Here is a 26,377-nt window from a genome sequence, read left to right as displayed (position 1 = left end):
AATTTTTGTAAATAAAGAAATTAATAAAACGGTTTAGTTAGAAATTGATCGAAAATACACTGATTTTTGTAGGATATTATCATTATTATTATTGCAAATTTAGAAGTTATTATTTGCTGAATTTTTAATTATCAGGTCAAAAATTGTTTAAAAACTAAAAGTTTTCCAAAAATTATAGCAACTCTGTAATTTAATAATCGTTTTTTGTATCTTAGTGTTTCCTATACACTAACAACTAACGAGCAAAGAATGGAACCAAACAGTGGATTGTACGATGCGCAATTTGAACACGATGCCTGCGGCATTGGGTTTGTTGCGCATGTGAAAGGGCGAAAATCGCATCAAATCATCTCCGATGCACTTACTATTTTAGAAAACCTAGATCATAGAGGGGCATGTGGAGCAGAACCAAATACAGGTGACGGTGCCGGTATTATGATTCAGTTACCTCACGAATTTTTTTATGATGAATGTTTAAAAGCTGGCTTTAGCCTACCTGAAACCAACAATTATGGTGTGGGTCAGCTGTTTATGCCAAAAGACATCCGGTCGAGAGAAGAGTGCAGAGAGCTGATTTACCGTGCTGCAGAGAAATTAGGGCTTGAAATACTTGGATTCAGAAAGGTTGATGTAGATACCACTGACATTGGCAACATGGCGCTTTCTGTAGAGCCTGAAATTGAGCAGGTATTTATTGCGCGTCCGTATGCCGTTAATCCGGGTGCAGACTTCGAGCGTAAACTTTATATTTTTAAAAATTATCTGATTAAGTTAATTACCAATACCGTTCATGGTGGTAAAGACTTTTATATTGTGTCGTTATCGGCACAAACCATCATATATAAAGGTCAGTTAACTTCTTTACAGGTTCGTACATATTTCCGCGACTTAAGTGATAAACGTGTGGTATCAGCATTAGGACTGGTTCACTCGCGTTTTGCTACCAATACCTTTCCTTCCTGGAGACTGGCTCAGCCGTTCCGCTTTATTGCGCACAACGGGGAAATCAATACCCTGCAAGGTAATTTGAACTGGTTTAGAGCTGGCGTAAAATCATTGGCATCTTCTTATTTTACACCGGAAGAACTAGATATGCTTTTACCGGTAATCGATGAAACCAATTCTGATTCAGGCTGTCTGGATAACGTAATTGAACTGTTGTTTCATGCAGGAAGAACCCTACCACATGTATTAATGATGCTGGTGCCTGAAGCCTGGGATGGCAATGAAGATATGGATCCGGTTAAGCGTGCGTTTTACGAATTTCACGCTACCTTGATGGAACCATGGGATGGGCCGGCTGCAATTGCCTTTACCGATGGCAAGCTGATTGGTGCAACATTGGATCGTAACGGTTTGCGTCCTTCGCGTTATGCCATTACCTCTGATGACAGGGTAATTATGGGTTCTGAAGCGGGTGCTTTGGCAATTGATCAAAGTACTGTTATTGAGAAAGGACGTTTAACTCCGGGTAAAATGTTTGTCGTAGACATGGAGCAGGGAAGGATTATTAGCGATGAAGAAATCAAAACCCAGGTTTGTAGCAAAAGCCCTTATGCAGACTGGATTAATCAATATCAGATCCGCCTGGAGGAATTGCCTGATCCACGTGTAATGTTTACCGGTTTATCGGAAGAATCTATATTTAAATACCAGCAGGTGTTTGGTTATAGCAGGGAAGATGTTGATTTGTTGCTTAAGCCGATGGCGATCGACGCTAAAGAGCCAATCGGTTCGATGGGTACGGATACGCCTCTTGCGGTTTTATCTAAACGCCCTCAGCATTTATCCAATTATTTCAAACAGCTGTTTGCACAGGTAACCAATCCACCTATCGATCCTATTCGTGAGAAGGTGGTGATGAGTCTGGCAAGTTTTATGGGAAGTAATGGGAATTTGCTCGACGAAAATCCAAAACAGGCGCACTGCGTAGCCATAAAACATCCGATATTAACCAATCAGGAATTAGAAAAACTAAGGAGTATTGATACAGGTGTATTCCAGGCGAAAACCTTACAGACTTATTTTAGGGCTGACGGAAAACCTGGTGCAATGGCTAAAGCTTTGGATCGTTTGTGTCGTTATGCGGTAGATGCCGTGGAAGATGGCTTTCAGGTTATTGTGCTTACAGACAGGGCTATTGATTCGGAGCATGCCGCAATGCCATCATTGCTTGCCGTTTCTGCTGTTCACCATCACTTGATCCGTAAAGGTTACCGTGGTGCTGTAGGTATTGTGGTTGAAGCTGGCGATATCTGGGAAGTGCATCATTTTGCCACCCTATTGGGATTTGGTGTTACAGCCATTAACCCATATCTGGCTTTGGAAACGATTAATGGTTTCCAGAAAGAGTCAGGCTTATCAGCAGAGAAACTAACGAAAAATTATATTTATGCTGTAAATAATGGCTTGCTGAAAATATTCTCTAAAATGGGAATCTCAACGTTGCAGTCTTACCAGGGTGCACAGATTTTTGAGATTTTAGGTCTGAATAAGAAAGTTGTTGATACTTATTTTACTGGTGCTGTTTCCCGTATTGGTGGATTAGGACTGGATGAAATTGCGAAAGAAACATTAATTAAACATCACCGTAGCTTCGGGCCGGTTACACAGACAGAAAATCTGTTGCCGGCAGGGGGGACCTACAAATACCGCCGTCGTGGAGAGGCACACCTGTTTAACCCGCAAACTATTCACCTGTTGCAAAATGCAACACGTAAAAACGATTATAATATTTTTAAACAATACTCCAAACTGGTAAATGAGCAAACACAGCAAGCTTATACCATCCGTGGATTATTTGATTTCAATTATAGTCGCCCTTCTGTATCCCTGCAGGAAGTAGAATCAGCCGAATCAATTTTGAAGCGCTTTGCTACAGGAGCGATGTCATTCGGATCGATTTCTCATGAGGCACACTCAACGCTGGCAATTGCAATGAACCGTATTGGTGGAAAAAGCAACACCGGCGAAGGTGGCGAAGATGAAATGCGTTATACCAAAATGGCTAACGGCGACAGCATGCGTTCGGCCATTAAACAAGTTGCATCAGCACGTTTTGGTGTAACCAGCTACTATTTAACGAATGCAGATGAACTTCAGATTAAGATGGCTCAGGGTGCTAAGCCAGGAGAAGGCGGGCAATTACCGGGAGACAAAGTGGATGACTGGATTGCAAAAGTTCGTCATTCTACGCCTGGTGTAGGTTTAATTTCGCCGCCACCGCACCATGATATTTATTCAATTGAAGATTTAGCTCAATTGATATATGACTTAAAAAATGCTAACCGTGCTGCACGAATCAATGTTAAACTGGTTTCTAAGGCGGGTGTTGGAACGATTGCCGCAGGTGTTGCAAAAGCTCATGCTGATGTAATTCTGGTCTCAGGCTTTGATGGCGGAACAGGAGCTTCTCCTCTTACCTCCATACAACACGCGGGTTTACCCTGGGAGCTTGGTTTGGCTGAGGCTCACCAGACATTGGTCAAAAATAAATTACGTAACCGTATTGTGCTCCAAACTGACGGTCAGTTGAAAACGGGCAGGGATATCGCTATTGCGGCTCTATTAGGTGCTGAAGAATGGGGTGTTGCTACGGCAGCTCTGGTTACGGCAGGTTGTATCATGATGCGTAAATGCCATTTGAATACTTGTCCGGTTGGCGTTGCAACACAGGATCCTGAATTGCGGAAATTATTTAGCGGTGATGCGGACCATGTTGTGAATTTATTTCACTTCCTGGCAGAAGAGCTACGTGAAATTATGGCTGAACTTGGTTTCAAAACAATTAATGAAATGATTGGTCAGGCTGATATTTTGAAAGTGCGGGAATTACCTGATGAAGACTGGAAGTTGAAATTCCTGGATTTATCGGCTATTTTGTACAAAGCTGAAAATAATGGTTTACCATTGTATAATACTGAACAACAGGATCATGGTTTGGCAAATGTTTTAGACCACCAGTTGATTGCAGCAGCGAAGCCTGCCATTACGAATAATGAACCTGTTTTCGCAAGCTTTAAGGTTATCAATACCGACCGTTCACTGGGTACCATGTTATCTAATGAAATTTCAAAAGTGCATTTAGGCGCAGGTTTGCCGCCTGATACCATCAATTTCAAGTTTGTAGGTTCGGCAGGGCAAAGTTTCGGGGCATTTAATACCCGTGGCGTTACCTTATCTCTAGAGGGCGAGGCGAATGACTACGTTGGCAAGGGTTTATCCGGAGCACGCCTGGCCATTTATCCTTTTAGCAATTCTACATTCGTACCTGAACAAAATATTATTATTGGTAACGTTGCTCTATATGGCGCAACATCAGGAGAATTATTTGCCCGCGGGAAAGCAGGAGAACGCTTTGCTGTACGAAACTCAGGTGCAACTGCCGTTGTTGAAGGTGTAGGAGACCACGGGTGTGAATACATGACAGGAGGTGAGGTACTGATACTTGGTGATACCGGAAGCAACTTTGCTGCCGGAATGAGTGGTGGTGTAGCCTGGATATACGACCCGAATACCACATTTGCACGCAGATGTAACAAAGAGATGGTAGATCTTGATCCATTACAGACGGAAGACGAGGAGCGCATTTTAGCATTGCTAAAAACCCATATTCGTTTAACAGACAGTAAGGTAGCTGAATTTATCTTAAGTGACTGGAAAACTCAGTCTAATCATTTTGTTAAAGTATTCCCTAAAGAATACAAAGCGGTATTAAGTAAAAGAGCATCACAAGTTAAAACTCACTAGGTTATGGGAAAAGTAACAGGATTTCAAGAATACGATAGAGTTGCGCCCACCAGAGAAGCGGTTGCAACACGTGTAAAACATTATGGCGAGTTCCTGAACGAACTGCCATCAGAAGAATTAAACAGACAAGCTGCCCGTTGTATGGATTGCGGCGTTCCATTTTGTCAATCAGGTTGCCCGCTGGGCAACGTGATCCCGGAATTTAACGAAGCTGTTTACCAGGCAAAATGGGAACTCGCTGCAAATATATTATTGAGTACCAATAATTTCCCTGAATTTACAGGTAGGATTTGTCCGGCGCCATGCGAGTCGGCCTGTGTATTAGGCATTAACCGCCCTCCGGTATCTATTGAGGAAATTGAAAAGCATATCATAGAAATTGCGTTTGAAAAAGGGTATATCAAAGCAAAAGCACCTTTAATCAGAACTGGTAAGAAGGTGGCTGTTATTGGATCTGGCCCTGCCGGATTGGCTGCTGCAGCTCAGTTAAATAAAGTTGGGCATGAGGTAACTGTTTTTGAGCGTGATGATGTTCCGGGTGGATTATTGAGATATGGCATTCCCGATTTTAAATTGCAAAAAAATGTGGTAGATCGCCGCATTGATTTGATGAAAGAAGAAGGTATTATTTTTAAGTGTAACGCCAATGTTGGTGAAAATATCGAAATCAGTACCGTGCTTCGCGATTACAATGCTGTGGTACTCGCCGGAGGATCTACCATCCCGCGTGATTTGCCGATTCCCGGTCGTGAAGCTAAAGGTGTCCACTTTGCAATGGATTTTCTGAAGCAGCAAAATAAACGGGTTGCAAAACGCGGAATCGTTGCGGAAGAGATTTTAGCCAATGGTAAAAACGTAATTGTTATTGGTGGTGGCGATACAGGCTCTGACTGTATTGGTACTTCAAACCGCCAGGGAGCTAAATCGGTTACGCAATTCGAAATTATGCCAATGCCACCTCAGTTACGCAATGCAAATATGCCGTGGCCTACTTACCCGATGCTTTTGAAAAATACTTCTTCGCATGAGGAAGGTGCTCAAAGAGCCTGGTCGGTAAATACGAAAAACTTTATTGCTGATGAAAACGGAAATCTGAAAGCTTTGAAAGTTGTCGATGTGGAATGGGAAATTGATGCTGCCGGACGGCCTATTTCATTTAAGGAAGTGGCCGGAACAGAAAGAGATCTTCCTTGCGAACTGGTTTTTCTTGCAATGGGATTTCTGCATCCGCAAAAAGAAGGGTTGATAGAGAAGTTAGGTGTTGAGCTTGACAACAGGGGGAATGTTAAAGCATCTGAACATACTTATCAAACCAATATAGCCAAAATTTTCGCCGCAGGCGATGTTAGACGTGGTCAATCGCTAGTGGTGTGGGCTATTTCGGAAGGCAGGGAAGCCGCGCGTAAGGTAGATGAATATTTGATGGGGGTAACTAAACTGGCATCAAGAGATGCAGTAGCTTACGCTTAAGATAGTTTATAGTTCTATAGTTCAAGGTCGCGACTCAGGTTGCGACCTTTTTTCATTTATAGTTTAGCCATGCTTTGTACAAATCCTGGTATGACCCAGATTGCAACATAAAGTTTAACATAAAAAGCAAATGCGCAAATTTTTACAACGTTTAATGGGCGACTGGGTAATTCGAATGTCGAACAGATTCGGCTCACGGCCTGATGCTGCACGCATCCATGATGCTTTAACAAAGCTTTTCAATACCATACAGGAAGAACCCGGTAAGCGTGGTTTGATTTTGGAAATGACCCGGGAACACAAGTATATTATCTTTTCCGATCAGCATAAAGGCGCAAGGGATTTTGCCGATGATTTCTCTTTGTCGGAAAAAAATTATTTATCCGCTTTGAAACACTACAATGCCGCGGGCTTTCATTACGTTAATCTGGGCGATAGTGAAGAGCTTTGGGAAAACTTGATGGAATCGGTTATCAAGCATAATAAAGAGACATTTGAGCATGAAAAATGGTTTATTAACCGGAATGCCTTTACCAAAATATTTGGTAACCATGACCTGTATTGGGATAATGATCCCCTGGCCGGATTCAATTTAAACCGGATTTATGGCAAAAAAATCCCGGTATACGAAGGCCTGATTTTGAAAAGCCAGATAGGGGATAACATACTTTGCATTTTTCTTACACACGGACATCAGGGGGATTTACAGAGTGATGGGAACTGGTTCAGTAAATGGTTTGTGAGTACCATATGGGCTCCATTACAATCATACCTTCAGATTAATCCAAATACACCAGCTTATGATAATCAGTTAAAAACTGTTCACAATAGTTTGATGTACAGCTGGCAGGCTGCGCAACATCATACTGCACTCATCACCGGACACACCCATCAACCCGTGTTCGCCTCGCTCACTCATCTGGAAAGGATTTATCTTAAACTGAAGGCAGCCACAACAGACAACGATCAGGCATCTATAAAGACATTAAATGAGGAGTTGAAAAAGCGTGTGAAAGAAGGGGATAAGGCGCCCGAATTTAAAGCTTACAGTCCCGGATACTTTAATAGCGGCTGTTGCTGTTTCAGTGACGGTGACATCACGGGAATTGAAATTGAATCAGGATTGATCCGCCTGATTAAGTGGTCGTTTCATAAAACCGGGTCTCCGGAACGGATATTACTTGAAGAAATGAAGCTGGAAGATTTAATGGAAGCTACTTAACCGGTAGCTCCACAAAGAATGTAGTACCCTGGTTTTTTCCCAGGCTTTCTGCCCAAAGTTTTCCCTTGTGCATCTCCACATACATTTTCGCAGCAATAAGGCCCAAACCATTTGAGGGCTCACCATTTGTTGGCTTTGTGCTGAGGGGAGCAAATTTAATGAAGAGGTGTTCCAGGTCTTCTTCAGAAAGGCCCTGTCCCTGATCGGCTATGGCTATTGTAATCAGGTTTTCGGTTCGTTCGCCTGTAATCGTAACGGTGGTATTTTGACTGGAGAATTTGATTGAATTATCCAGCAAGTGAAAGAATAGGTGACTTAATTTATTGGGGTCTCCAAAAATCTCCATTTGATTTTCAATGTCAACTACTATGGTTTGATTTTTGTTTTCAGCCGCTAACCTGAGGTTATTGATCGCAAGTACAAGGATTTCTCTGATGTCAATTTTTAACTTTTGAGGCTTGTAGGAACCCTTTACCTTTTTTGCGCCACTTAGAATTTCATTTAGATTCTGCAGCATTCTTTTCGACTGCAGGTTAATTTTTTCGGCAATAATACCTGCTCTCTCACTGATTTCGGGGATTCTACCTAAAAGTTCAGACTGGAGTGAAATCGTTGTCATCGGATTCTTTAAATCGTGAATTAATACATGCAGACGATCATCCTGAGCAGTCATGGTTTTTCTAACAGACATCCTGGTCTCGAGTTGATTGATCACCATTTCGGCGAGTTTTCTCAACATCTCAAGCTGACGGAGAGTTGTTGTTATTTCATTTTCTCCATAAAGGACAATAAAACCCATATGGTAACCTTCGGGAGATGTGAGGGCTTGGGTTATGAAAAACTGATTAGTTAAAGTTTGGTTCGGTAAAGCGTTGCTTTCATTTGCATTTGCAAGAGAAAACAATTCCATGATTTGATCAGCTGGCAATGGGAATCCGAATACCGACTTTAAAAATACCTCTCGTTCGCCAGCAAATCCAATAAAGGCATTAGGAACGTTGAATACCCCGGCAGACAGATTTACAATATGATCAAAAAAATGTTCTGCTGGGCTATCTATTATATCGTAATCATTTAATTTCTGCAAACGTAATTCTTCTTGGCTGGGAGCATTGTTAACTGAAGTATGATTGATATCCATTATAATTGACTACTGATTGATAGTGGCTTTAAAGGTAAAATAATATCATTAAATCACTAAATAATATAAACAATTAAGTAGTAAATTTAGTTAGTATACTATTGCAATTTGTTGTAAAAAGTATACCATAAACGCACCCAAATATTTAGATAATGAGGATATACATTGAACGTAAACCCGTTAAGGTTAACCCTGATACCAAACGGGTAATTGCCCGTTTTTTTTTTAACGGAGAAGAAAGAGCCCTTGAGGTAATCAGGAAAGTTTTAGAGTTTTCTGATGAAAAAGTTTTTTCGCTCATTTCGCCGATATTGCAGGAATATTCTAAACGTCACCGTAACATCACCAAGATTTTAAACAGGCATTGTAAAAAGCTGAAAAAACAGTTAGCGATTCTGAATGTGGACCTGGAAGATTTAGATCAGTATACCAGACTGTTAATTGGTGCATATTTTACCCATGAATATTCTATTGAATCTGCAGCATTTTTCAATCCCAGTATTGTTGATGATCCGGATCAGTCTGACCTGGTTGAGGGAGAAAAGCGTGTGATCATCAGTTTTAGGGCAGTAGGCGAAGGGCATATTTCCTCGATCGTTTTCAGAAGGGCATTAATTGATAAGCACAACAATATTGAGGTTTTACCAGTAGGAAATTATGTTGATGAGGCTGAAGTAGTTAAAAATGCCATTTATGTTAAAAAGTTATTCCTCAAAAAAGCTGCTTACGCGCAAATTGACCCCTCGGTTCTGGAAGAAATAGAAGCAAAACTAGATGAGAAGTTTGAATATACCAGCTTGAGTAATATCATTAAAGACTCAAAAAGTTTACATCAGGAAAATCCTTCACGCCTGATTGAATATGACAAAGTTCTTTGGTTATCGGATACTTATCATACCATTTCATTTTCAAAAGATACAGATATATCAGACCGTGTGATTTTTCCGATTTCCGAGTTTGAAAGAAAAGGTATTGAAGATGCGAGATTCGTAAAGTTTGTTAAAGATGATGGAAAAGTTTTATACTATGCCACCTATACAGCTTTTGATGGTTCACTGATTATTCCCAAACTGGTACAAACAGAAGATTTTTATGAATTTAAAGTGATTCCGCTGTATGGTGATGGCGCTCAGAATAAAAATCTGGCTTTGTTTCCCCGTAAAATAAAAGGAAAATATGTAATGATGAGCAGAATTGATGGCTGGAATAACTATTTAATGTTTTCGGATAAAGTAAATGTGTGGGAGAATCCTATACTGCTGAAACAGCCACGTTATGATTGGGAACTGGTTCAGATCGGAAATTGTGGCTCGCCTATTGAGACTGATAAAGGCTGGCTGGTGATGACCCACGGTGTTGGACCGATGCGGAGATATTGTATAAGTGTGGTGCTGCTGGACTTAGAAGACCCAAGTAAGGAAATCGGACATTTGAAAGAGCCGCTCATTATACCTAATGGCGATGAGCGCGAGGGTTATGTTCCGAATGTGGTTTATTCTTGCGGGTCAATCATCAGTAATGGTGAATTGATTATTCCTTATGGTCTTTCGGATTACAGCTCATCGTTTGCTACTGTTAATTTGGAATTGTTGCTAAACAAGCTTTTGGAAAACGGATCGGCATAAAATAACTTACCGGCTTTGTTTATGGTTGCTAACCCTGAAAAACGTTCGGGGTTAGCAACTTTTATAGTTTTTAGCCCAGTGCCTGTTCCAGATCGGCGATGATATCATAGACATGCTCCAGGCCAATGGAAATTCTTAGTAAGTTTTTGGGCGTAGTACTGTCAGGACCTTCAACCGAATAGCGGTGTTCTATTAAACTTTCTACCCCACCCAAACTCGTAGCCTGGGCAAATAACTGAACTTTATTGACTACTTTACTTGTGGCGGCCACATCTCCCTTTACTAAAAAGGACATCATTCCACCAAAATCCTTCATCTGTTTTTTAGCAATTTGATGTTGCGGATGCGTTTCCAGTCCGGGGTAAAATACTGCCTCTACCCGCGGATGATGGGCCAAATACTGAGCAACTTTCTTCGCGTTTTCGCAGTGACCTTTGATGCGATATGCCAGAGTTTTAATGCTTCTGCAAAGCAGAAAGCAATCAAACGGGGAGGGTACGGCTCCGCCTGTTTGCTGAATATTTTTGATCTTTTCCCAAAAATCATCTTTTTTTGCGGTGACTAAAATGCCACCCAAAACATCACTGTGTCCGCCAAGATATTTTGTGCTGCTGTGCAAAACAATATCGGCTCCAAGAAGAATGGGGTTTTGCAGTATTGGAGAGGCGAATGTGCTGTCGCAAACAAGTTTGAGCTGGTTTGCACGTGCTATTTTTGCTATTTCCTCAATATCAGTGATTTTTAAGAGCGGATTTGAAGGCGTTTCAATCCAGATCAATTGGGTGTTTTCTTTAATTTTAGATTTTATCAGCTCCAGATCTGTCTGATCAACAAAATCGAATTCAAGGATTTCGTTGTATATAGTTAGAAGCTGCTTTTTTATACCCCAGTACATGTCGTCAGGCGCGATGATGTGACTTCCAGGTTTTAATGCCTGAAATAAACTTAGCCCACAATTATTACCCGACGCGAAAGCTGCTGCATCTTCACCGTATTCTAATTTAGCAACAGTGTTCTCTAAAGCAGACCTGTTAGGGTTGCTTACCCGACTGTACATATGCCCGCCTGGATAACCGCCCTGCTCATCGCGAAAAAAAGTTGTCGATAAATTTATTGGAGGGGTAACATCTCCTGTAACATTTTTAACAAGATTAGAGGCGTGAATAGCAAGGGTTTCAGGTTTCATGATGATTATCGTTTTTATGGGTTGGCAAAAATGCAATTTAATAATTTGGCGCTAAATTAAGCTTGTTAATTGTTTTGGCAAGATTTATGTAATTAGTTTCCCGAAAATAAAATTAAACTAAAATGAAAAGATTATTTATAGCTATCGCGATAGCATGTTCTACTTTAGTAATGTTACAAAGTTGTTCTTCAACAAAAAACGCTACAACAGGTATTAATGGCGGTAGAGGTACTATCACGGGTACCTGGGTATTGAACAATGTCAGTTTAGAAGGCCTTCCTGATCAGGCAGTTCAGGGGCTGTTTGGAGAAAAATCATACAAGTGTTTTCAGGGCAGTACCTGGAAGTTAACCAATAGTGGTAACGGATCTTATACCTTACCTGCATCCAGTGCATGTGGTTCGGTAATGCAGACTATTTTTTGGTCAGCAACCCCTGCAGATGAAACTTTTCAATTTAAAAAAATCTATGAAGGCGATAAAGCGAAAAACGTTACTGAAGGTTATCGTTTAGTGCTTACCCAACTTTCTAAAGGAAGTATGGTGATGAAATCGCCTATCGAGTTTGGTGGAAAGACAGCTAATATTGTGCTGACATTTTCTCCTGACGCAAACTAAGCATTACCTACGAAAAACATACAGCGAGAACACTTCCGGAAGGAGGTGTTTTTTTTTGCATTATTAAAGGATTGATTGTTCCAGTTCGAGCGGTCACCCGTATTGATTTTAAAACCAGAAGTGAGGTTCTTCATGCAATTGAAGCGACTACTATACAAAGAACTATTAATGTTTGTTACAAGAAAATGATTTTCAAATCCCCTCAATATTGTATTTTTGTTCAAAATAAATCAGGAATGAATACAACTGAACAGGTTGAAAAAATATTAGCTGATACTTCATTATCAACTGAACTACAAAACATAGCACACAAGGTACTCCATCACGAACGCATTACATTTGAGGAAGGCGTGTACCTTTACGAACATGCAGAATTAGGTTATTTAGGCGTTTTGTCCAACTTCATCCGTGAAGAAAAGCATGGCGATCATACTTATTTTAATAGAAATTTCCATTTGGAGCCTACAAATCTCTGCGTTTACGATTGCAAATTCTGCTCATATTCCCGTTTAATTAAACAAAAGGAAGAAGGCTGGGCTTTGACCATGGATCAGATGCTTGACATTGTTAAAAAGTACGACAATGAGCCAGTTACTGAAGTGCACATTGTTGGCGGCGTTTTACCCCAGTATGATGTAGCTTTTTATACCTCTTTGTTTAGCGCAATCCGCGATCATCGCCCTGATTTACATGTTAAGGCATTAACACCTGTTGAGTATCATTACATATTTAAGAAAGCTAAAATTGACTATGCAGCAGGCATGAAGTTGATGAAGGAGGCTGGTTTGCAGTCGATGCCTGGCGGAGGTGCAGAGATCTTTCATCCGGAAGTAAGGGATCAGATTGCTAAAGACAAGTGTACCGGGGAACAGTGGCTGGCTATACATGAAGAGTGGCATAAATTAGGGATGAGGAGCAATGCAACCATGCTCTATGGTCATATTGAGGAATTTCACCATCGCGTAGATCACATGGATAAGCTACGTAATTTACAGGACAGAACGGGAGGTTTTCAGACTTTTATACCATTAAAGTTCAGAAATCAGCACAACCAAATGAGCAATGTTCCTGAATCATCAGTGATTGAGGATCTCCGGAATTACGCAATCGCCCGTATTTATCTTGATAATTTTGATCACATTAAGGCCTACTGGGCTATGATTAGCCGCGAAACTGCACAGCTATCGCTTAATTACGGTGTTGATGATATTGACGGAACTTTGGACGATACAACAAAAATTTACTCTATGGCAGGTGCTGAAGAGCAAACACCGGCGATGAGTACACAGGAGTTGGTTAACCTGATCAAACAGGTTGGCAGAAAAGCCATTGAACGTGATACTTTGTATAACGTGGTAACCGACTTTGAACATGTGGTATTTGAAGAAGAGAAAAAACCACAGTATTATAAATTACCGGTAATTAATTAATAATAGATGATTGAATCAGTCAGTCAATAAATTGAAAATGAAGCAAATTTACATCATCCGCCACGGCGAAACAGAACTCAACAGACAAGGAATAGTACAAGGCAGGGGTATAAATTCAGATTTAAACGATACCGGCAGGGCACAGGCTGAGGCTTTTTATCATACTTATAAAGAGATTCAATTCGATAAGATTTACACCTCAGATTTAAAGCGGACATGGCAAACGGTTCAGAAATTTATCGATTCGGGTTTACCGTGGGAGCGATTATCTGGACTCGACGAATTAGCCTGGGGTGTTTGGGAAGGCAAGTCAAATACGGAAGATTCCCGTGATGCCTTTCGTGAGATGTTAGAGACCTGGCAGAATGGTGACTATACTGCTCATTTTGAAGGTGGGGAAAGCGTGCAGGATGTTTACGAGCGCCTGAAGCATCCGATGGAAATCTTATCAACCAGACCGGAAGAAAAAACAGTAATGCTTTGTATGCACGGAAGGGCAATGCGGGTTTTTCTTTGCCTTTTACTTGGGAAACCATTAAGTGAAATGACTGAGTTTCCTCATCAAAATACAGTTTTGTACAAAATGGGTTTCGAGAACGGAAAATTCAGCGTGCTTGAATTTAACAGTGCAGTTCATTTGGATGGATTAGTGATTGAATAGGTATACGTTAGAAGTCTTGAATTATTACAATTATAACATTGGATAAAATAAAAATATCGGCTGTTGCTTACACCAACACCAAAGCATTTATATACGGAATTGAACACTCAGATATTATTAATAAAATTGATTTAAGTTTAGATATTCCTTCAGATTGCGCAGCTAAAGTAATTAGTGGTGAGGTAGATATGGGGTTAATGCCTGTCGCGGCAATTCCTCTTGTACCTAATGCAAATATCGTAGCAGATTACTGTATCGGCAGCGACGGGGCTGTGAATTCTGTATTCATTTTCAGTGATGTGCCTGTAGAAGCGATTAAAACCCTAAGACTGGATTCACATTCCAGAACATCAAATAATCTGGCCAAGGTGCTGCTTAAGTTTTACTGGAAACATGATGTAGAATTTACGACAGATACGAGCGTGAAAACAGATGCAATTGTTTTAATAGGCGACCGTACCTTTGGTAAGAAAAATGATTTTCCTTTTGTTTATGATATGGGTGAAGAGTGGAAAAATTTTACGGGATTACCCTTTATGTATGCGGCTTGGGTAGCTAATAAAGATATTCCAAAGGAATTTAAAGATGAATTTAATGCTGCATTAAAACTTGGTTTAGAACACAGACAAGATGTACTGAACGATCTTCCTCATACCGATAACTTCGATCTGGAAGACTATCTGTACCATAAGCTTCAGTTTGAAGTGACCGATGACAGAAAAAAAGCATTGAACATGTTTCTTTCGTTTATTGAAGAACTTGAGAAAGAGAAAGTTTAATCCTCACGAAATCTTCAGCACAGAAATGCCCCAGAAGTAATACTGTACTTTGGGGCATTTATTTTAATGTGATTTCAACTTTCCGCTGATGGTTTCTAATTTGCTCTTTAATTTTGTTAAAGCGCCTGCTATTGCTAAATCGTAGTTATTTCCAAGGTTAGTTACAGCAATTGGTTCCTTTCCTGTAATTTTAGCTTCAATCAAACAGCGCTTGTCATCTAATCCATCTTTACTGCCATTCTCGTCAGATAAATGTACTTCTAAACGGGTGATTAAGTCGGCAAAACGGCTTAAGGTATCTGTAATCTGGGTTTGAATTTTATCTTCGTATTCCTGATGTATTGTTAAATTTTTGTCGGTATTTAATTGAATCGTCATCATAAAAATATTAGGTTAAATTATATCTGATAACAGACAACTGGCGGAAACGTTTTGAAATTCCAGCCTTTACTGCTAATTAACTGATCTTGAGCTCGATTTTTTGCAGGTGTTGATTTGAAAGAAATTATCAGTCTCTGTGCATATCTTTACCATAATCAAGATAAATACATAGATTTCTTTCAAGATCAGCTATGCTATTTAATCTGACTGATTCTTTGTTTCTTCAGAGAAAAAATAAGAAACTTAACAGTCTAAAAAAAACTTTTAACTTTTCAACAAAACAACTATAAAATGGCTAATCGTACTATCTTTATAGCTTTGCAAATTAATTTCAGTTTTGGCTAAAGATACGAATAAAGAAACCCCGCTCATGCAACAGTACAACGCTATTAAGGCGAAGTATCCGGGGGCACTTTTACTTTTTAGGGTTGGAGATTTTTATGAAACCTTTGGCGAAGATGCCATAAAAACGGCCCAGATTTTAGGCATTGTACTCACCAGACGGGGTACTGGCCCCAATGGGGGAGCACTTGAACTGGCAGGTTTTCCCCATCACTCTCTTGATAATTACCTATCCAAACTGGTGAGGGCTGGCCAGCGGGTAGCCATTTGCGATCAGCTGGAAGATCCGAAAGCGACCAAGACCATTGTGAAACGTGGCGTAACGGAATTGGTAACACCAGGGGTAGCCTATGGTGATAATATCGTTAATCAAAAATCAAACAACTACCTGGCTTCGATTTTCTTTGATAAAATTCACATTGGCGTTTCTTTTCTTGATATCTCTACAGGTGAATTCCTGATTGCCCAGGGCAATAGCGATTATATAGATAAGCTTTTGCAAGGGTTCAAACCAACGGAAGTTATTTTTCAAAAATCGAAACGTCAGACTTTTATGGAACAGTTTGGCGACAGGTTCTATACCTTTGGGCTTGATGAGTGGCCTTATACTTCAGATTATGCTGAAGAAACGTTAACTAAGCATTTCGATGTTGCATCGCTTAAAGGGTTCGGCATCGAGCGACTTCAAAGTGGAATTGTGGCTGCCGGAGTTGTATTGCACTATCTTGGCGAAACTGAGCACCGGAATTTACAACATATTACCTCTATTAGCCGGATTGAAGAAGATCGTTTTATGTGGCTGGACAGGTTTACCATTCGCAATCTTGAACTGGTAAATTCTGCTAACGATAATGCAGTAACGTTGTTTGATATTCTTGATCATACCTGTACTCCAATGGGTGCCCGCCTGTTACAGAAGTGGATCATTATGCCACTGAAAGAATTAAAACCTATTCAGGAGCGATTGGGAATGGTTGATTTTTTTGTTCAGCAACATGATGTTCAGCAGGAATTTTTAACACACATCAAGCAAATTGGTGATATTGAGCGACTGATTTCTAAAGTCGGTTTACAACGTGTTGGACCTCGTGAGCTGGTGGCTTTAAAAAGAGCTTTAACTCATATTGATGCAGTCAAAAACCTGGCTGCTAATTCAAAAAATCCTTTTCTGATTAAAATTGCCGACCAGCTGAATCCGTGTATTGCTATTCGGGAAAAAATTGAAAGAGAGATTCAGCCAGAACCTCCGGCCTTGCTGATTAAAGGTAATGTGATTAATGATGGAATCGATGAAGAATTAGACCGTTTGCGTAAAATTGCCTTTGGTGGTAAAGATTATCTGGTGCAGATTCAAAAGCGGGAGGCTGAGGCTACCGGCATTCCATCCCTCAAAATATCTTTTAACAATGTTTTTGGGTACTATTTGGAAGTAACCCACACACATAAAGATAAAGTGCCTGAAGGCTGGATCCGTAAGCAGACGCTGGTTAATGCAGAGCGCTATATAACCCCGGAACTTAAAGAATATGAGGAGCAGATTTTAGGTGCTGAAGAGAAGATACAGGCTATAGAAATCCGTTTGTATAATGAGCTGATGTTTGAAACTGCGAGTTACATTAAACCTATACAGCTCGATTCTTTTCTAATTGCCCAGCTCGACTGCCTGCTTTGTTTTGCACAACTGGCAGAAAAAAACCATTACGTTAAACCCAGTGTAAATAAGGAAAAAGTGCTGGATATTAAGGGTGGCCGCCACCCGGTTATTGAAAAGCAGCTGCCTGTTGGACAGGAATACATTACAAATGATGTTTACCTGGATACCGAATCGCAACAGATTATCATGATCACCGGGCCAAACATGGCGGGTAAGTCAGCAATTTTAAGGCAAACTGCCCTTATTGTACTGATGGCCCAAATGGGAAGTTTTGTACCGGCAAAAGCCGCCGATGTTGGCCTGGTGGATAAAATCTTTACACGCGTAGGTGCCTCTGATAACATTTCTTCAGGGGAAAGTACATTCATGGTAGAGATGAATGAAACGGCCAGTATTCTAAATAATATATCGGATAACAGCCTCATTCTCCTGGATGAAATTGGCCGTGGTACAAGTACTTACGATGGTATTTCCATTGCTTGGGCAATTGCTGAATTTCTGCATCAACATCCCACATCCCGACCGAAAACACTTTTTGCGACCCATTATCATGAACTGAATGAGTTAGCCAACACAATGCCCCGCATTAAAAACTTCAACGTTTCGGTGAAAGAAATGACGAATAAAGTTATCTTTCTGAGAAAATTAGTTCCGGGAGGTAGTGAGCACAGTTTTGGTATTCATGTAGCTAAAATGGCTGGCATGCCACCGAAGCTGATCGGTAGGGCAAACGAGATTTTGAAAAAGCTGGAAATTGACAGAACTGAGGGGCAGAGCATCAAAGATAGCATTAAGAAAGTTCAAAATCAGGCTTATCAGCTACAGATGTTCGCAGTTGACGATCCTGTATTGGTCAAGATTCGTGATACACTGAATAACTTAGATGTTAATGCACTTACCCCCGTTGAAGCGCTATTAAAGCTTGATGAAATACAGCGCCTGATAAAAAATTAACGGATTCCTGTATAATTAACCAGGGAATGCAGAAATTGCTTAGAGAGATTGTGATGATAAAGACAAAATTGCTTTACTGTTATTGGATTGTTTTATTTTTAGTGGTCGTGCTAGCCTCTTGTGGTTCACGCAAATACATTGCTAAAAGCGATACGAAAGCCGCTAAAGCAGCTGACGCAATGGCTAACTTAAAGAGTAAACAGCTCTACAGGTTTATTACAGAGTGGACGGGTGTTCGGTACCGTTTCGGTGGCTTAGATAAGAATGGTATTGATTGTTCTGGTTTTGCATTTCTACTGGAAAAAGAAATATATGGAGTCACCTTGCCCCGAATTTCGCGCGATCAGGCCAGTTTTGTCAAGCGTAAAAACGTTGACAGTTTAAAAGAGGGGGATTTACTTTTCTTTTCTTTTGGCGGCAATGATGTTGATCATGTTGGCGTGTATTTGAACGGTGGCTTTTTTGTGCATGCAAGTACCAACAGGGGAGTGATTGTTGATGATTTAAATCTACCTGCTTACCAAAAGGTTCTGGTAAAGTCTGGTTCAGTTAATTAACCAATTATATTGTTCAGATCGTTATAGATTCTTTTATAAAGTGCGATCAGCGGGCTAATCCAAGGGGAAAGGGCAGCTTGATCGCCCAATACGACTGTTTGCGCCAGCAAAAATAAGAAAAGGGATAATTACTTATCCCTTTTCAATAATATTATCGTTAGTCAAAATTTGTAGCAGTAGCTAACGACTCCCAGTTTTTCATATCATTTTGTACATCGTTGATTTTTGCATTGGCAACAGCATAAGCATCCGGCCCTAGAAAAAGATGTAAGGGAGCAGTTTCACTTGCTGCAGCGGCAATTATAACATCAACAGCTTTAGCCGGATCGCCTGGTTGCTGGTTATTAATGTCGTTTTGGTGCGCAGCTTGCGAATCCCGTACTTCCTTGTATGCATTAATCGGATTTGCCGGAACTGCCAGGGAGCCCGATGTAAGAAACTCCGTTCTAAAATAGCCTGGTTCAACAACGGTTGCTTTTATGCCCAGCGACTTAACCTCTGCAGCCAGCGATTCTGTGAAACCCGATACCGCAAATTTGGTAGCGCAATATATTCCAAAACCAGGAAAGTTTCCGGAGAAACCGCCAATAGATGAAATGTTGAAGATATGTCCAGATTGTTGCTTCCGCATTTGAGGCAAAGCCTTTCTGATCACGTTTAGTGAACCAAAAACATTTATGTCGAAATTTTCGCGAGCTTCCTGGTCACTGAGTTCCTCCAGCGCCCCAAGCATTCCGTAACCAGCATTGTTAACCACCACATCGAGCTGTCCGAATCTGCTAATGGTTTGGCTAATGGCTTCTTCAACACTGCTTTCTTCAACCAGATTAACAGAAAGAGGCAAGAAGTTTTCATGCTTACCCACTGCCTTTTCCAAATCAGCTATGCTTCTTGACGTTGCGGCTACACGTTCTCCGCTAATTAATAATTTTTTTACCAGCGTTAGTCCAAGTCCCTTTGAGGCACCCGTAACAAACCATACTTTTATATTTTCCATGATTCTTGTTTAAAATTGTTTTTAAATGATTTTATATCGATTAAAAAGGTTTGAGCATGTCACAACCTTAATATGTGGCATTTTTAATAATCGGTAGATATGGTAATTGCCTTCCAATCCTGATACTCCTTTTTTAGTGTATCGATTTTAGCGTTTGCCCTTTGTAAAGCGTCATTCCCCAGGAGTAAATGTACAGGCGGGTGCGGCATACTGGCTAGTGAGATCATCGCTGCAGCAGCTTTTTCAGGATCACCGGCCTGATTGCCATTCATTTGCAGGTATTTCGCATGCATCTTGCGTACGTCATCATAAGCTTCAATAGGGTTCTTTGCCAGTAGGAGCGATTCTTCTGTTAGGAAACTGGTTCTGAATGCCCCTGGCGCGACGACGGTGACTTTAATGCCGAAACCTTTCAGGTCTTCGGCTAGTACTTCAGATAAGGCTATTACTGCTGCTTTTGTAGCTGCATATACCGACCAACCCGTTGCACCAGCGATGCCGGCAATGGAAGCAATATTGATGATATGACCTGAGCCTTGTAATCTTAGTTGTTTACTTACCTTTCTGATGACGTTAATAGTGCCGAAAACATTAATATTAAAGCTGTTCCTTGTTTCTTCATTAGTAAGCTCTTCGATACTGCCCCCAATGCCGTAGCCAGCATTGTTTATCACTACATCAATTCTTCCAAACCGGGCAACAGCTGCGTTTATGGCTTGTTCAACGCTTGCTTCGTCAGCAAGGTCTACCGCCAAGGGAAGAAATTGGTTAGAATCAGCATTTACGGCGCTAGCCAGATCGGGCAGATTTCTGGAGGTCGCAGCAACAGCTTGACCTGCTTTTAACAACTGGTTAACCAAACTTAAGCCTAACCCTTTGGAGGCTCCGGTTATAAACCAAACTTTTTTAAGTCCCATAATTTTATCCTTTTTGTTAAGACAAAATTAGGGCAGAATTTGAAGACAGTTATTACGTCAATCAAACTGATGCTTACGAAATTCAAACAATCCGGTATGATGTAGGGGTATGGCTGGTTAACTTTTTGAAAAAGTTGTTGAAGTGGGTAGGTTCTTCGAAGCCGAGACAATAACCGATTTCTGAAATGTTCCAGTCTGTATGCTTAAGCAGCGCTTTGGCTTCGCTTAATAAACGTTCTGTTATATAGTGTGTTGTCGTCTTTCCTGTAGTCTCTTTGATAGCCCGGTTGAGGTGATTTACGTGAACAGAAAGTTGAGCGGCATAATCCTTTGCCGATCGCATGGTGAAGCGCTGGGAAGGATTTTCAATTGGAAACTGGCGTTCGAGCAGTTCGGTAAACACTGAGGTGATACGCGAATTTGCGTCAGGATGTTTATAAAGTACTTCCGATGGATTAGTCTTTAATGCAAAGTGCGTAATTTCAGTTGTGTAATTTCTCAGCAAATCGTATTTATAGATGTAATCGCTATTAATTTCATCCAGCATTTTTGAAAATATCGCCGAAATGTGTGCGTCCTGTTCATCATTCAGAACGTACGCTGGTTTGCCGCCCAAGGCAAACATAGGCAAGTCGCCAATCTTTCCCCGTATCTTTTCATTGAAAAAAGCTTCTGTGAAAATACAGAAATAGCCACGGACGTCGGTAATTTTGCCGCTCGCCAGTTCCCAGGTATAGGGTACCAACGGATTAAAAAACATAAGGGCAGTGCCATTTATCTCCACGCTTTTGTCGGCGTAGTGATAAATATTATGTCCGCGATTCAACGCGATTTTATAGAAATCCCGCCTGCTGTAGTTCATTGGAGGTTTATCATCGCCAAGGCAGTCTTCCATTCTGAAAACATTAAAGTGTCCAATATCTTTTTGTAAAGTGTCTGGAAGGAAATCAAATTTCTTCTGGTAGAAGTCTGCAAGGCTTTCAATTGTACTCATCATTCAAAGTTACAAAATTCAAACTAGTAATAAAAAAGGCATTACCTGCAGAAAAAATTTGTAGAGCATCTGAATAGAATACCTACGCCAGTTCAACTCTGAAATTAAAAGGAGATTACCATGATAAATTAACTTGCATGTAATATACCGATCGGTATATATTTGTCGGATCAAATTAATCATGATGACAAAAGCAGAGCAGACAAGAAATTTCATTGTTGAAAAAACAGCATCGATCTTTAATACGAAAGGTTACGCAGGTACTTCGCTGAATGATATTACTGCAGCAACCGGCTTAACGAAAGGCAGTATTTACGGCAACTTTGCGAATAAAGACGAAGTAGCACTTGCTGCATTTGACTACAATTTCGCTAATAACGTTTCAAATATTGAATCGGAAATGAGTAATAAGGGAACAACCAAAGGGAAACTATTGGCATACGTAAGTATCTATGAGCGCTTTTTATTTAGTGGGATTTCAATAGGGGGTTGCCCGATTTTGAACACCGCCACCGACGCAGATGATACCCATCCCGCCTTGCGTGAGCGGGCTATTAAAGCAATATTGGCGTGGAAAAAAAGAATTATTGCATTGGTAGATGAAGGGATAATTAGTAAGGAAATCGACGAAGCGCATGATCCTGAACAAATTGCGTTGACGATCATTGCAATGATAGAAGGTGGTATCATGATATCAAGATTAACGAATAAAGCAGATTATTGGAGCCTGATTATGGATTCTTTAAAAAAGTACATCAACAGCCTTGACCTTGCCAACCTATGCTGTAAGTAAGGCGGCGCTTCACTCTTACACTACATCTTTAAGATTGAGTTTGGAAGGTACACCTGTAAAGGTATTTAATTAATGCAACCTAATTTGATTATGCCGTTAGGGAGAAGTTTTGTGCTAATTATGCGATAATAAGGATAGGAATTGGCACCTTTGCGGCGATAAGTAAAATGCATTGTGTTTAAATTGATGCATAGCCTGCACGCAGGAGAAAATTAAAAATAATAAAATGAAACGAGTAGTCGTAACTGGATTGGGGGCTATAACCCCGCTTGGAAACACAGTAGAAAACTTTTGGAAGAATATTTTAGATGGTAAAAGTGGCGTCGGGCCAATCACTAAATTCGATACCAGTAAATATAAAACCCATTTTGCTGCTGAAGTGAAAGATTTTGACGCAGCTTCTTTCATTGATAAAAAGGAAATAAAAAAGTACGATCTGTTTACCCAGTATGCCATCGCTTCAACTGATCAGGCCATTGCAGATGCGGGTTTAGACTTCGCTGCTATGTCAGATGATGAGCTTGCTGAAGTGGGTGTGATTTGGGCAACGGGAAATGGAGGTATCTCTACCTTTGAGCAACAGCTGGCAGAATTTCACCAGGGCGATAAAACGCCAAGATTTAATCCATACTTCATTCCAAAAATGATAGTGGACATTGCGGCTGGAGTAGTATCTATTCGCCATAAACTTCGTGGTCCGAATTACTGCACCGTATCAGCATGTGCGTCTTCGAACACGGCTATCATCAGTGCTTTTGATACCATCCGTTTGGGTAAAGCAAATGTTATGGTTGCCGGAGGTTCTGAAGCGGCAATCACAGAGGCTTCTGTGGGGGGCTTTAATGCAGCACAGGCACTTTCAAAACGCAATGACAGTCCTGAAACCGCATCACGACCATTTGATGTTACACGTGATGGATTTGTAATGGGTGAAGGGGCAGGAGCATTGATTCTTGAAGAGCTCGATCATGCTTTAAACCGCGGAGCAAATATCTACGCAGAAATTGTAGGCGGTGGGATGGCTGCCGACGCTTATCACTTAACAGGAACCCATCCGGATGGAATTGGCGCAACCCTGGGGATGAAAAAAGCCTTAAGTGACGCAGGAATATCAGCTGATAAAATCGATTACATTAATGCGCATGCAACATCTACGGGTTTAGGCGATATTAGTGAACTTGTAGCTGTTAAAAATGTTTTCGGCGATTTGCCTGTTGTTGTTGGGGCATCAAAATCTATGACCGGGCATTTACTCGGTGCAGCGGGTGCCGTTGAAAGCCTGATTAGTATTCTGGCGATAAGAGATGGAATAATCCCTCCAACAATCAATACGCAACAGCTGGATGAAAAAATTCCCGAAGGACTTAACATTATTCTTGGAAAACCGATTAAAAAGGAAATCAATTATGTTCTTAACAATACCTTTGGTTTCGGCGGGCATGTTGCCAGTACAATTTTTAAGAAATACGAAGCTTAATTATTTGTCCATTAAAAGATTAACTACTTCTTTTAATTCCTCTAATTCTTGCTCTAATTTTAAAATACGATTTTCCAGTTCTTCATTGGGCTGGAAAATTGCTGTTTGAAAGCCTTCCTGCTCAGTCTCCTGAATTTCGGCCTGTTCTCCAAGCAGATGTGTAAACCTGGCTTCTTTTTGTCCTGCTTTTTTTGGAAGCAGCTTTGCAAATGCAGGTTCCTCGTCTGTTAATTTCTGTAGTTGCCCCACTATTTCCTCGATGCTCTCAAACTCATATAAGCGACCTGAATTACTGTTGATTTCACCGGGCGTGAGCGGCCCCCGCAAAAGTAGCAGACAAAGTATTGACAGTTCTGAGGGCACAAGCGGATAGACGATACCCATATTATGTTTGTATTTGATTACCCTGCTTGAACCGCCGGTTGCTGTGGAAATGAGTCCTTTGATCTTAAGCGAATTTAAGGTTAATGTTACGGTTTCTTCATCATAGTTTACAACCGGGTTTCGCGAGCTTTTCTGATTACACGCGGCGGTTAAGCTATTTAATGTCATTGGGTAATAATCTGGAGTGGTTCTGCTTTTCTCAATCAATGACCCTAATACGCGTTGTTCTTCTGCTGATAAGTCAGGTAGCGGCTTAATATCTTCCATTCGATAAAAATATATAAAGAAGCCGAATCCCGAAATTAATTTTATCAAAAAATGGATGGTGAGTTTCATAAATATTACACAGTAGAATTATTCTAAATTCATCAATCAGCCTTTTTTATCACATGGATTGACGAACTTTAAAACCAACAACATCTCAACAAAACATTTTTATCTATGCAACCATCTGATAAGGAATTTAATCCCGGCGATAGCCGGCGGGATTTTCTCAAGAAGAGCTCATTAATTACAGCGATTGCGCTAACTCCAGCTGTAGCGGTTAAAGCCGCAGAAAGCCAGGCAGATGAACGTTTCGCTGAACTGTTTGAAAAAATTCCATTGAATATAACGGTTAATAATAAGGCTTTTAAAACTTCTATTGAGCCGAGGGTAACGCTGCTGGATTACCTTAGGGAAGAACTTCACTTAACCGGTACGAAGAAAGGCTGTGATCACGGTCAATGTGGTGCATGCACAGTTCATATAGATGGCGAACGGGTAAATTCTTGCTTAAGTTTAGCCGTAATGAATGAGGGAAAAAAAATCACGACAATCGAAGGTTTGGCCAATGGCGAGGAACTGCACCCTATGCAGGCTGCATTCATTAAGCACGATGGATTTCAATGCGGATATTGTACACCCGGTCAGATTATGTCGGCAGTTGCCTGTGTAAATGAAGGACATACCGGTACCCGGGCAGAGATAAGCGAATATATGAGTGGAAATATTTGCAGATGTGGCGCTTATCCCAACATTGTTGATGCCATTATCGATGTGGTGAAAGGAGGTTCGAAACCATGATCAATTTCCAGTATCTACGTACTACCTCAGCGAAATCGGCTTTGAGCCTGATCGCAAAGGACCAGAACTCAAAGTTTATTGCAGGTGGAACCAATCTAATCGATCTGATGAAAAGGGGGGTATCTTCCCCTGAGAAACTGGTGGATATCAATCACGTGCCCTTAAAACAGATTGAGATGCACAAAGACATGATCATCATTGGCGCCCTGGCATCTAATACTGCTGTTGCAGAACATGAAATTATTAAAGATCATTTGCCGCTATTGGCCATGGCTTTAAACGCAGGCGCATCGGCCCAGTTGCGTAATGTTGCTACTGTAGGTGGTAATATGATGCAGCGCACCCGCTGTGGCTATTTTTATGATACTGAGATGCCCTGTAATAAAAGGCAGCCAGGTTCGGGGTGTGGTGCTGTTGGTGGGTTCAATAGGATGCATGCTATTTTCGGGACTTCAGATAAGTGCATAGCCGTTCATCCTAGTGATATGTGCGTTGCCTTAACAGCCCTCGATGCCACAGTAGTAATTGCCGGCCCTAAAGGAGAACATAAGATATTGTTTAAAGACTTTCATCGCCTGGCAGGAGATACGCCTCAGTTAGACAATAATTTAAAGGCAGATGAAATGATTGTGCGGCTGGAAATTCCTTTGAACAGTATAGGCAGAAATTCGCATTATCTAAAAGTAAGAGATAGGGCATCATATGCTTTTGCGCTGGTTTCGGTAGCTGCAGGACTGGAAATAGCCAATCATATTGTAACTGATGTTCGTTTGGCTATGGGAGGTGTTGCCCATAAGCCCTGGAGGCTAACTGCTTCGGAGGATTTTTTAAGAGGTAAAGAAGCATCGCTCGAAAATTTTGAACAGGCAGCAAAAATAGCCATGAAAGATGCAAAAAGTTTTGGAGAAAATGATTTTAAGCTGGTGATGGCACCCAACACAATTATTGAAGCGTTAACCCTTGCAAAATCTAAAATTTAACT

Annotated in this window: 21 protein-coding genes; 14 read left to right on the top strand and 7 right to left on the bottom strand. The window is 40.8% G+C overall.

All coding sequences use genetic code 11. The features are described from left to right. Nucleotides 1–249: 249 nt before the first annotated feature. From gltB to AB669_RS17055, 3 genes are all read left to right on the top strand, one after another. Complete coding sequence (gene gltB / locus AB669_RS17065; protein ID WP_047800557.1) at nucleotides 250–4,749, top strand: glutamate synthase large subunit; 4,500 nt, start codon at nucleotides 250–252, stop codon at nucleotides 4,747–4,749. Between the two features lie 3 nt (nucleotides 4,750–4,752). After that, complete coding sequence (locus AB669_RS17060) at nucleotides 4,753–6,219, top strand: glutamate synthase subunit beta (RefSeq protein WP_047800556.1); 1,467 nt, start codon at nucleotides 4,753–4,755, stop codon at nucleotides 6,217–6,219. A 130-nt stretch (nucleotides 6,220–6,349) separates the two neighbouring features. Then, the gene (locus AB669_RS17055; RefSeq protein WP_047800555.1) at nucleotides 6,350–7,441 is read left to right on the top strand and encodes a metallophosphoesterase; all 1,092 of its coding nucleotides are present in this window, start codon (nucleotides 6,350–6,352) and stop codon (nucleotides 7,439–7,441) included. On the opposite strand, the gene AB669_RS17050 is transcribed toward AB669_RS17055, so the two are convergent. Then, nucleotides 7,434–8,582, bottom strand: coding sequence for a sensor histidine kinase KdpD (locus AB669_RS17050; protein WP_047800554.1), 1,149 nt, complete (start codon nucleotides 8,580–8,582; stop codon nucleotides 7,434–7,436). The genes AB669_RS17055 and AB669_RS17050 overlap by 8 nt on opposite strands. A gap of 152 nt (nucleotides 8,583–8,734) precedes the next feature. Between AB669_RS17050 and AB669_RS17045 the strand changes: the two genes are divergently transcribed. Further along, nucleotides 8,735–10,207 (top strand): glycoside hydrolase family 130 protein, encoded by a 1,473-nt coding sequence (locus tag AB669_RS17045; RefSeq protein WP_047800553.1) that lies wholly within the window; start codon nucleotides 8,735–8,737, stop codon nucleotides 10,205–10,207. A gap of 70 nt (nucleotides 10,208–10,277) precedes the next feature. On the opposite strand, the gene AB669_RS17040 is transcribed toward AB669_RS17045, so the two are convergent. After that, nucleotides 10,278–11,393: a PLP-dependent aspartate aminotransferase family protein gene (locus tag AB669_RS17040; protein ID WP_047800552.1), complete on the bottom strand. Its 1,116-nt coding sequence runs from the start codon at nucleotides 11,391–11,393 to the stop codon at nucleotides 10,278–10,280. Nucleotides 11,394–11,515: 122 nt separating this feature from the next. Between AB669_RS17040 and AB669_RS17035 the strand changes: the two genes are divergently transcribed. From AB669_RS17035 to AB669_RS17020, 4 genes are all read left to right on the top strand, one after another. Beyond that, nucleotides 11,516–12,010, top strand: coding sequence for a lipocalin family protein (locus AB669_RS17035; RefSeq protein WP_047800551.1), 495 nt, complete (start codon nucleotides 11,516–11,518; stop codon nucleotides 12,008–12,010). Between the two features lie 236 nt (nucleotides 12,011–12,246). Further along, nucleotides 12,247–13,440 (top strand): aminofutalosine synthase MqnE, encoded by a 1,194-nt coding sequence (mqnE, locus tag AB669_RS17030; RefSeq protein WP_047800550.1) that lies wholly within the window; start codon nucleotides 12,247–12,249, stop codon nucleotides 13,438–13,440. Between the two features lie 37 nt (nucleotides 13,441–13,477). Further along, nucleotides 13,478–14,101: a histidine phosphatase family protein gene (locus AB669_RS17025; protein WP_047800549.1), complete on the top strand. Its 624-nt coding sequence runs from the start codon at nucleotides 13,478–13,480 to the stop codon at nucleotides 14,099–14,101. 38 nt (nucleotides 14,102–14,139) lie between these two features. Beyond that, nucleotides 14,140–14,880, top strand: a complete 741-nt coding sequence (locus AB669_RS17020; RefSeq protein WP_047800548.1) for a menaquinone biosynthetic enzyme MqnA/MqnD family protein — start codon at nucleotides 14,140–14,142, stop codon at nucleotides 14,878–14,880. A 63-nt stretch (nucleotides 14,881–14,943) separates the two neighbouring features. Here the strand turns inward: AB669_RS17020 and AB669_RS17015 are convergent, their stop codons facing one another. After that, nucleotides 14,944–15,261, bottom strand: coding sequence for an HPF/RaiA family ribosome-associated protein (locus tag AB669_RS17015; RefSeq protein ID WP_231582701.1), 318 nt, complete (start codon nucleotides 15,259–15,261; stop codon nucleotides 14,944–14,946). Between the two features lie 370 nt (nucleotides 15,262–15,631). Here AB669_RS17015 and mutS point away from each other — a divergent pair, with 370 nt between their 5' ends. Next, complete coding sequence (mutS, locus tag AB669_RS17010; protein WP_197082426.1) at nucleotides 15,632–18,211, top strand: DNA mismatch repair protein MutS; 2,580 nt, start codon at nucleotides 15,632–15,634, stop codon at nucleotides 18,209–18,211. Nucleotides 18,212–18,237: 26 nt separating this feature from the next. Continuing rightward, the gene (locus AB669_RS17005; protein WP_231582700.1) at nucleotides 18,238–18,768 is read left to right on the top strand and encodes a C40 family peptidase; all 531 of its coding nucleotides are present in this window, start codon (nucleotides 18,238–18,240) and stop codon (nucleotides 18,766–18,768) included. Nucleotides 18,769–18,925: 157 nt separating this feature from the next. On the opposite strand, the gene AB669_RS17000 is transcribed toward AB669_RS17005, so the two are convergent. The 3 genes from AB669_RS17000 to AB669_RS16990 form a co-directional block, all read right to left on the bottom strand. After that, the gene (locus AB669_RS17000) at nucleotides 18,926–19,765 is read right to left on the bottom strand and encodes an SDR family oxidoreductase (protein ID WP_047800544.1); all 840 of its coding nucleotides are present in this window, start codon (nucleotides 19,763–19,765) and stop codon (nucleotides 18,926–18,928) included. An 83-nt stretch (nucleotides 19,766–19,848) separates the two neighbouring features. Further along, complete coding sequence (locus AB669_RS16995; RefSeq protein WP_047800543.1) at nucleotides 19,849–20,682, bottom strand: SDR family NAD(P)-dependent oxidoreductase; 834 nt, start codon at nucleotides 20,680–20,682, stop codon at nucleotides 19,849–19,851. A gap of 82 nt (nucleotides 20,683–20,764) precedes the next feature. Beyond that, the gene (locus AB669_RS16990; RefSeq protein ID WP_369799775.1) at nucleotides 20,765–21,679 is read right to left on the bottom strand and encodes a helix-turn-helix domain-containing protein; all 915 of its coding nucleotides are present in this window, start codon (nucleotides 21,677–21,679) and stop codon (nucleotides 20,765–20,767) included. A 178-nt stretch (nucleotides 21,680–21,857) separates the two neighbouring features. Here AB669_RS16990 and AB669_RS16985 point away from each other — a divergent pair, with 178 nt between their 5' ends. Both AB669_RS16985 and fabF read left to right on the top strand, forming a co-directional pair. Next, nucleotides 21,858–22,469: a TetR/AcrR family transcriptional regulator gene (locus AB669_RS16985; protein WP_197082425.1), complete on the top strand. Its 612-nt coding sequence runs from the start codon at nucleotides 21,858–21,860 to the stop codon at nucleotides 22,467–22,469. Between the two features lie 226 nt (nucleotides 22,470–22,695). Further along, complete coding sequence (gene fabF / locus AB669_RS16980; protein WP_047800540.1) at nucleotides 22,696–23,946, top strand: beta-ketoacyl-ACP synthase II; 1,251 nt, start codon at nucleotides 22,696–22,698, stop codon at nucleotides 23,944–23,946. Here the strand turns inward: fabF and AB669_RS16975 are convergent, their stop codons facing one another. After that, nucleotides 23,947–24,597 carry a YceH family protein gene (locus tag AB669_RS16975; RefSeq protein ID WP_047800759.1) on the bottom strand — a complete coding sequence of 217 codons (651 nt, stop codon included), beginning with the start codon at nucleotides 24,595–24,597 and terminating at the stop codon, nucleotides 23,947–23,949. Between the two features lie 174 nt (nucleotides 24,598–24,771). Between AB669_RS16975 and AB669_RS16970 the strand changes: the two genes are divergently transcribed. Beyond that, nucleotides 24,772–25,395 carry a (2Fe-2S)-binding protein gene (locus tag AB669_RS16970; protein ID WP_047800539.1) on the top strand — a complete coding sequence of 208 codons (624 nt, stop codon included), beginning with the start codon at nucleotides 24,772–24,774 and terminating at the stop codon, nucleotides 25,393–25,395. Continuing rightward, complete coding sequence (locus AB669_RS16965) at nucleotides 25,392–26,375, top strand: xanthine dehydrogenase family protein subunit M (RefSeq protein WP_047800538.1); 984 nt, start codon at nucleotides 25,392–25,394, stop codon at nucleotides 26,373–26,375. The genes AB669_RS16970 and AB669_RS16965 overlap by 4 nt, the downstream gene beginning before the upstream one ends. Nucleotides 26,376–26,377 lie beyond the last annotated feature (2 nt).

This window comes from Pedobacter sp. BMA, from assembly GCF_001027745.1.
In the GTDB taxonomy this organism is placed as follows: Bacteria; Bacteroidota; Bacteroidia; order Sphingobacteriales; family Sphingobacteriaceae; genus Pedobacter.
This window is presented reverse-complemented; position numbering and strand designations above follow the sequence as displayed.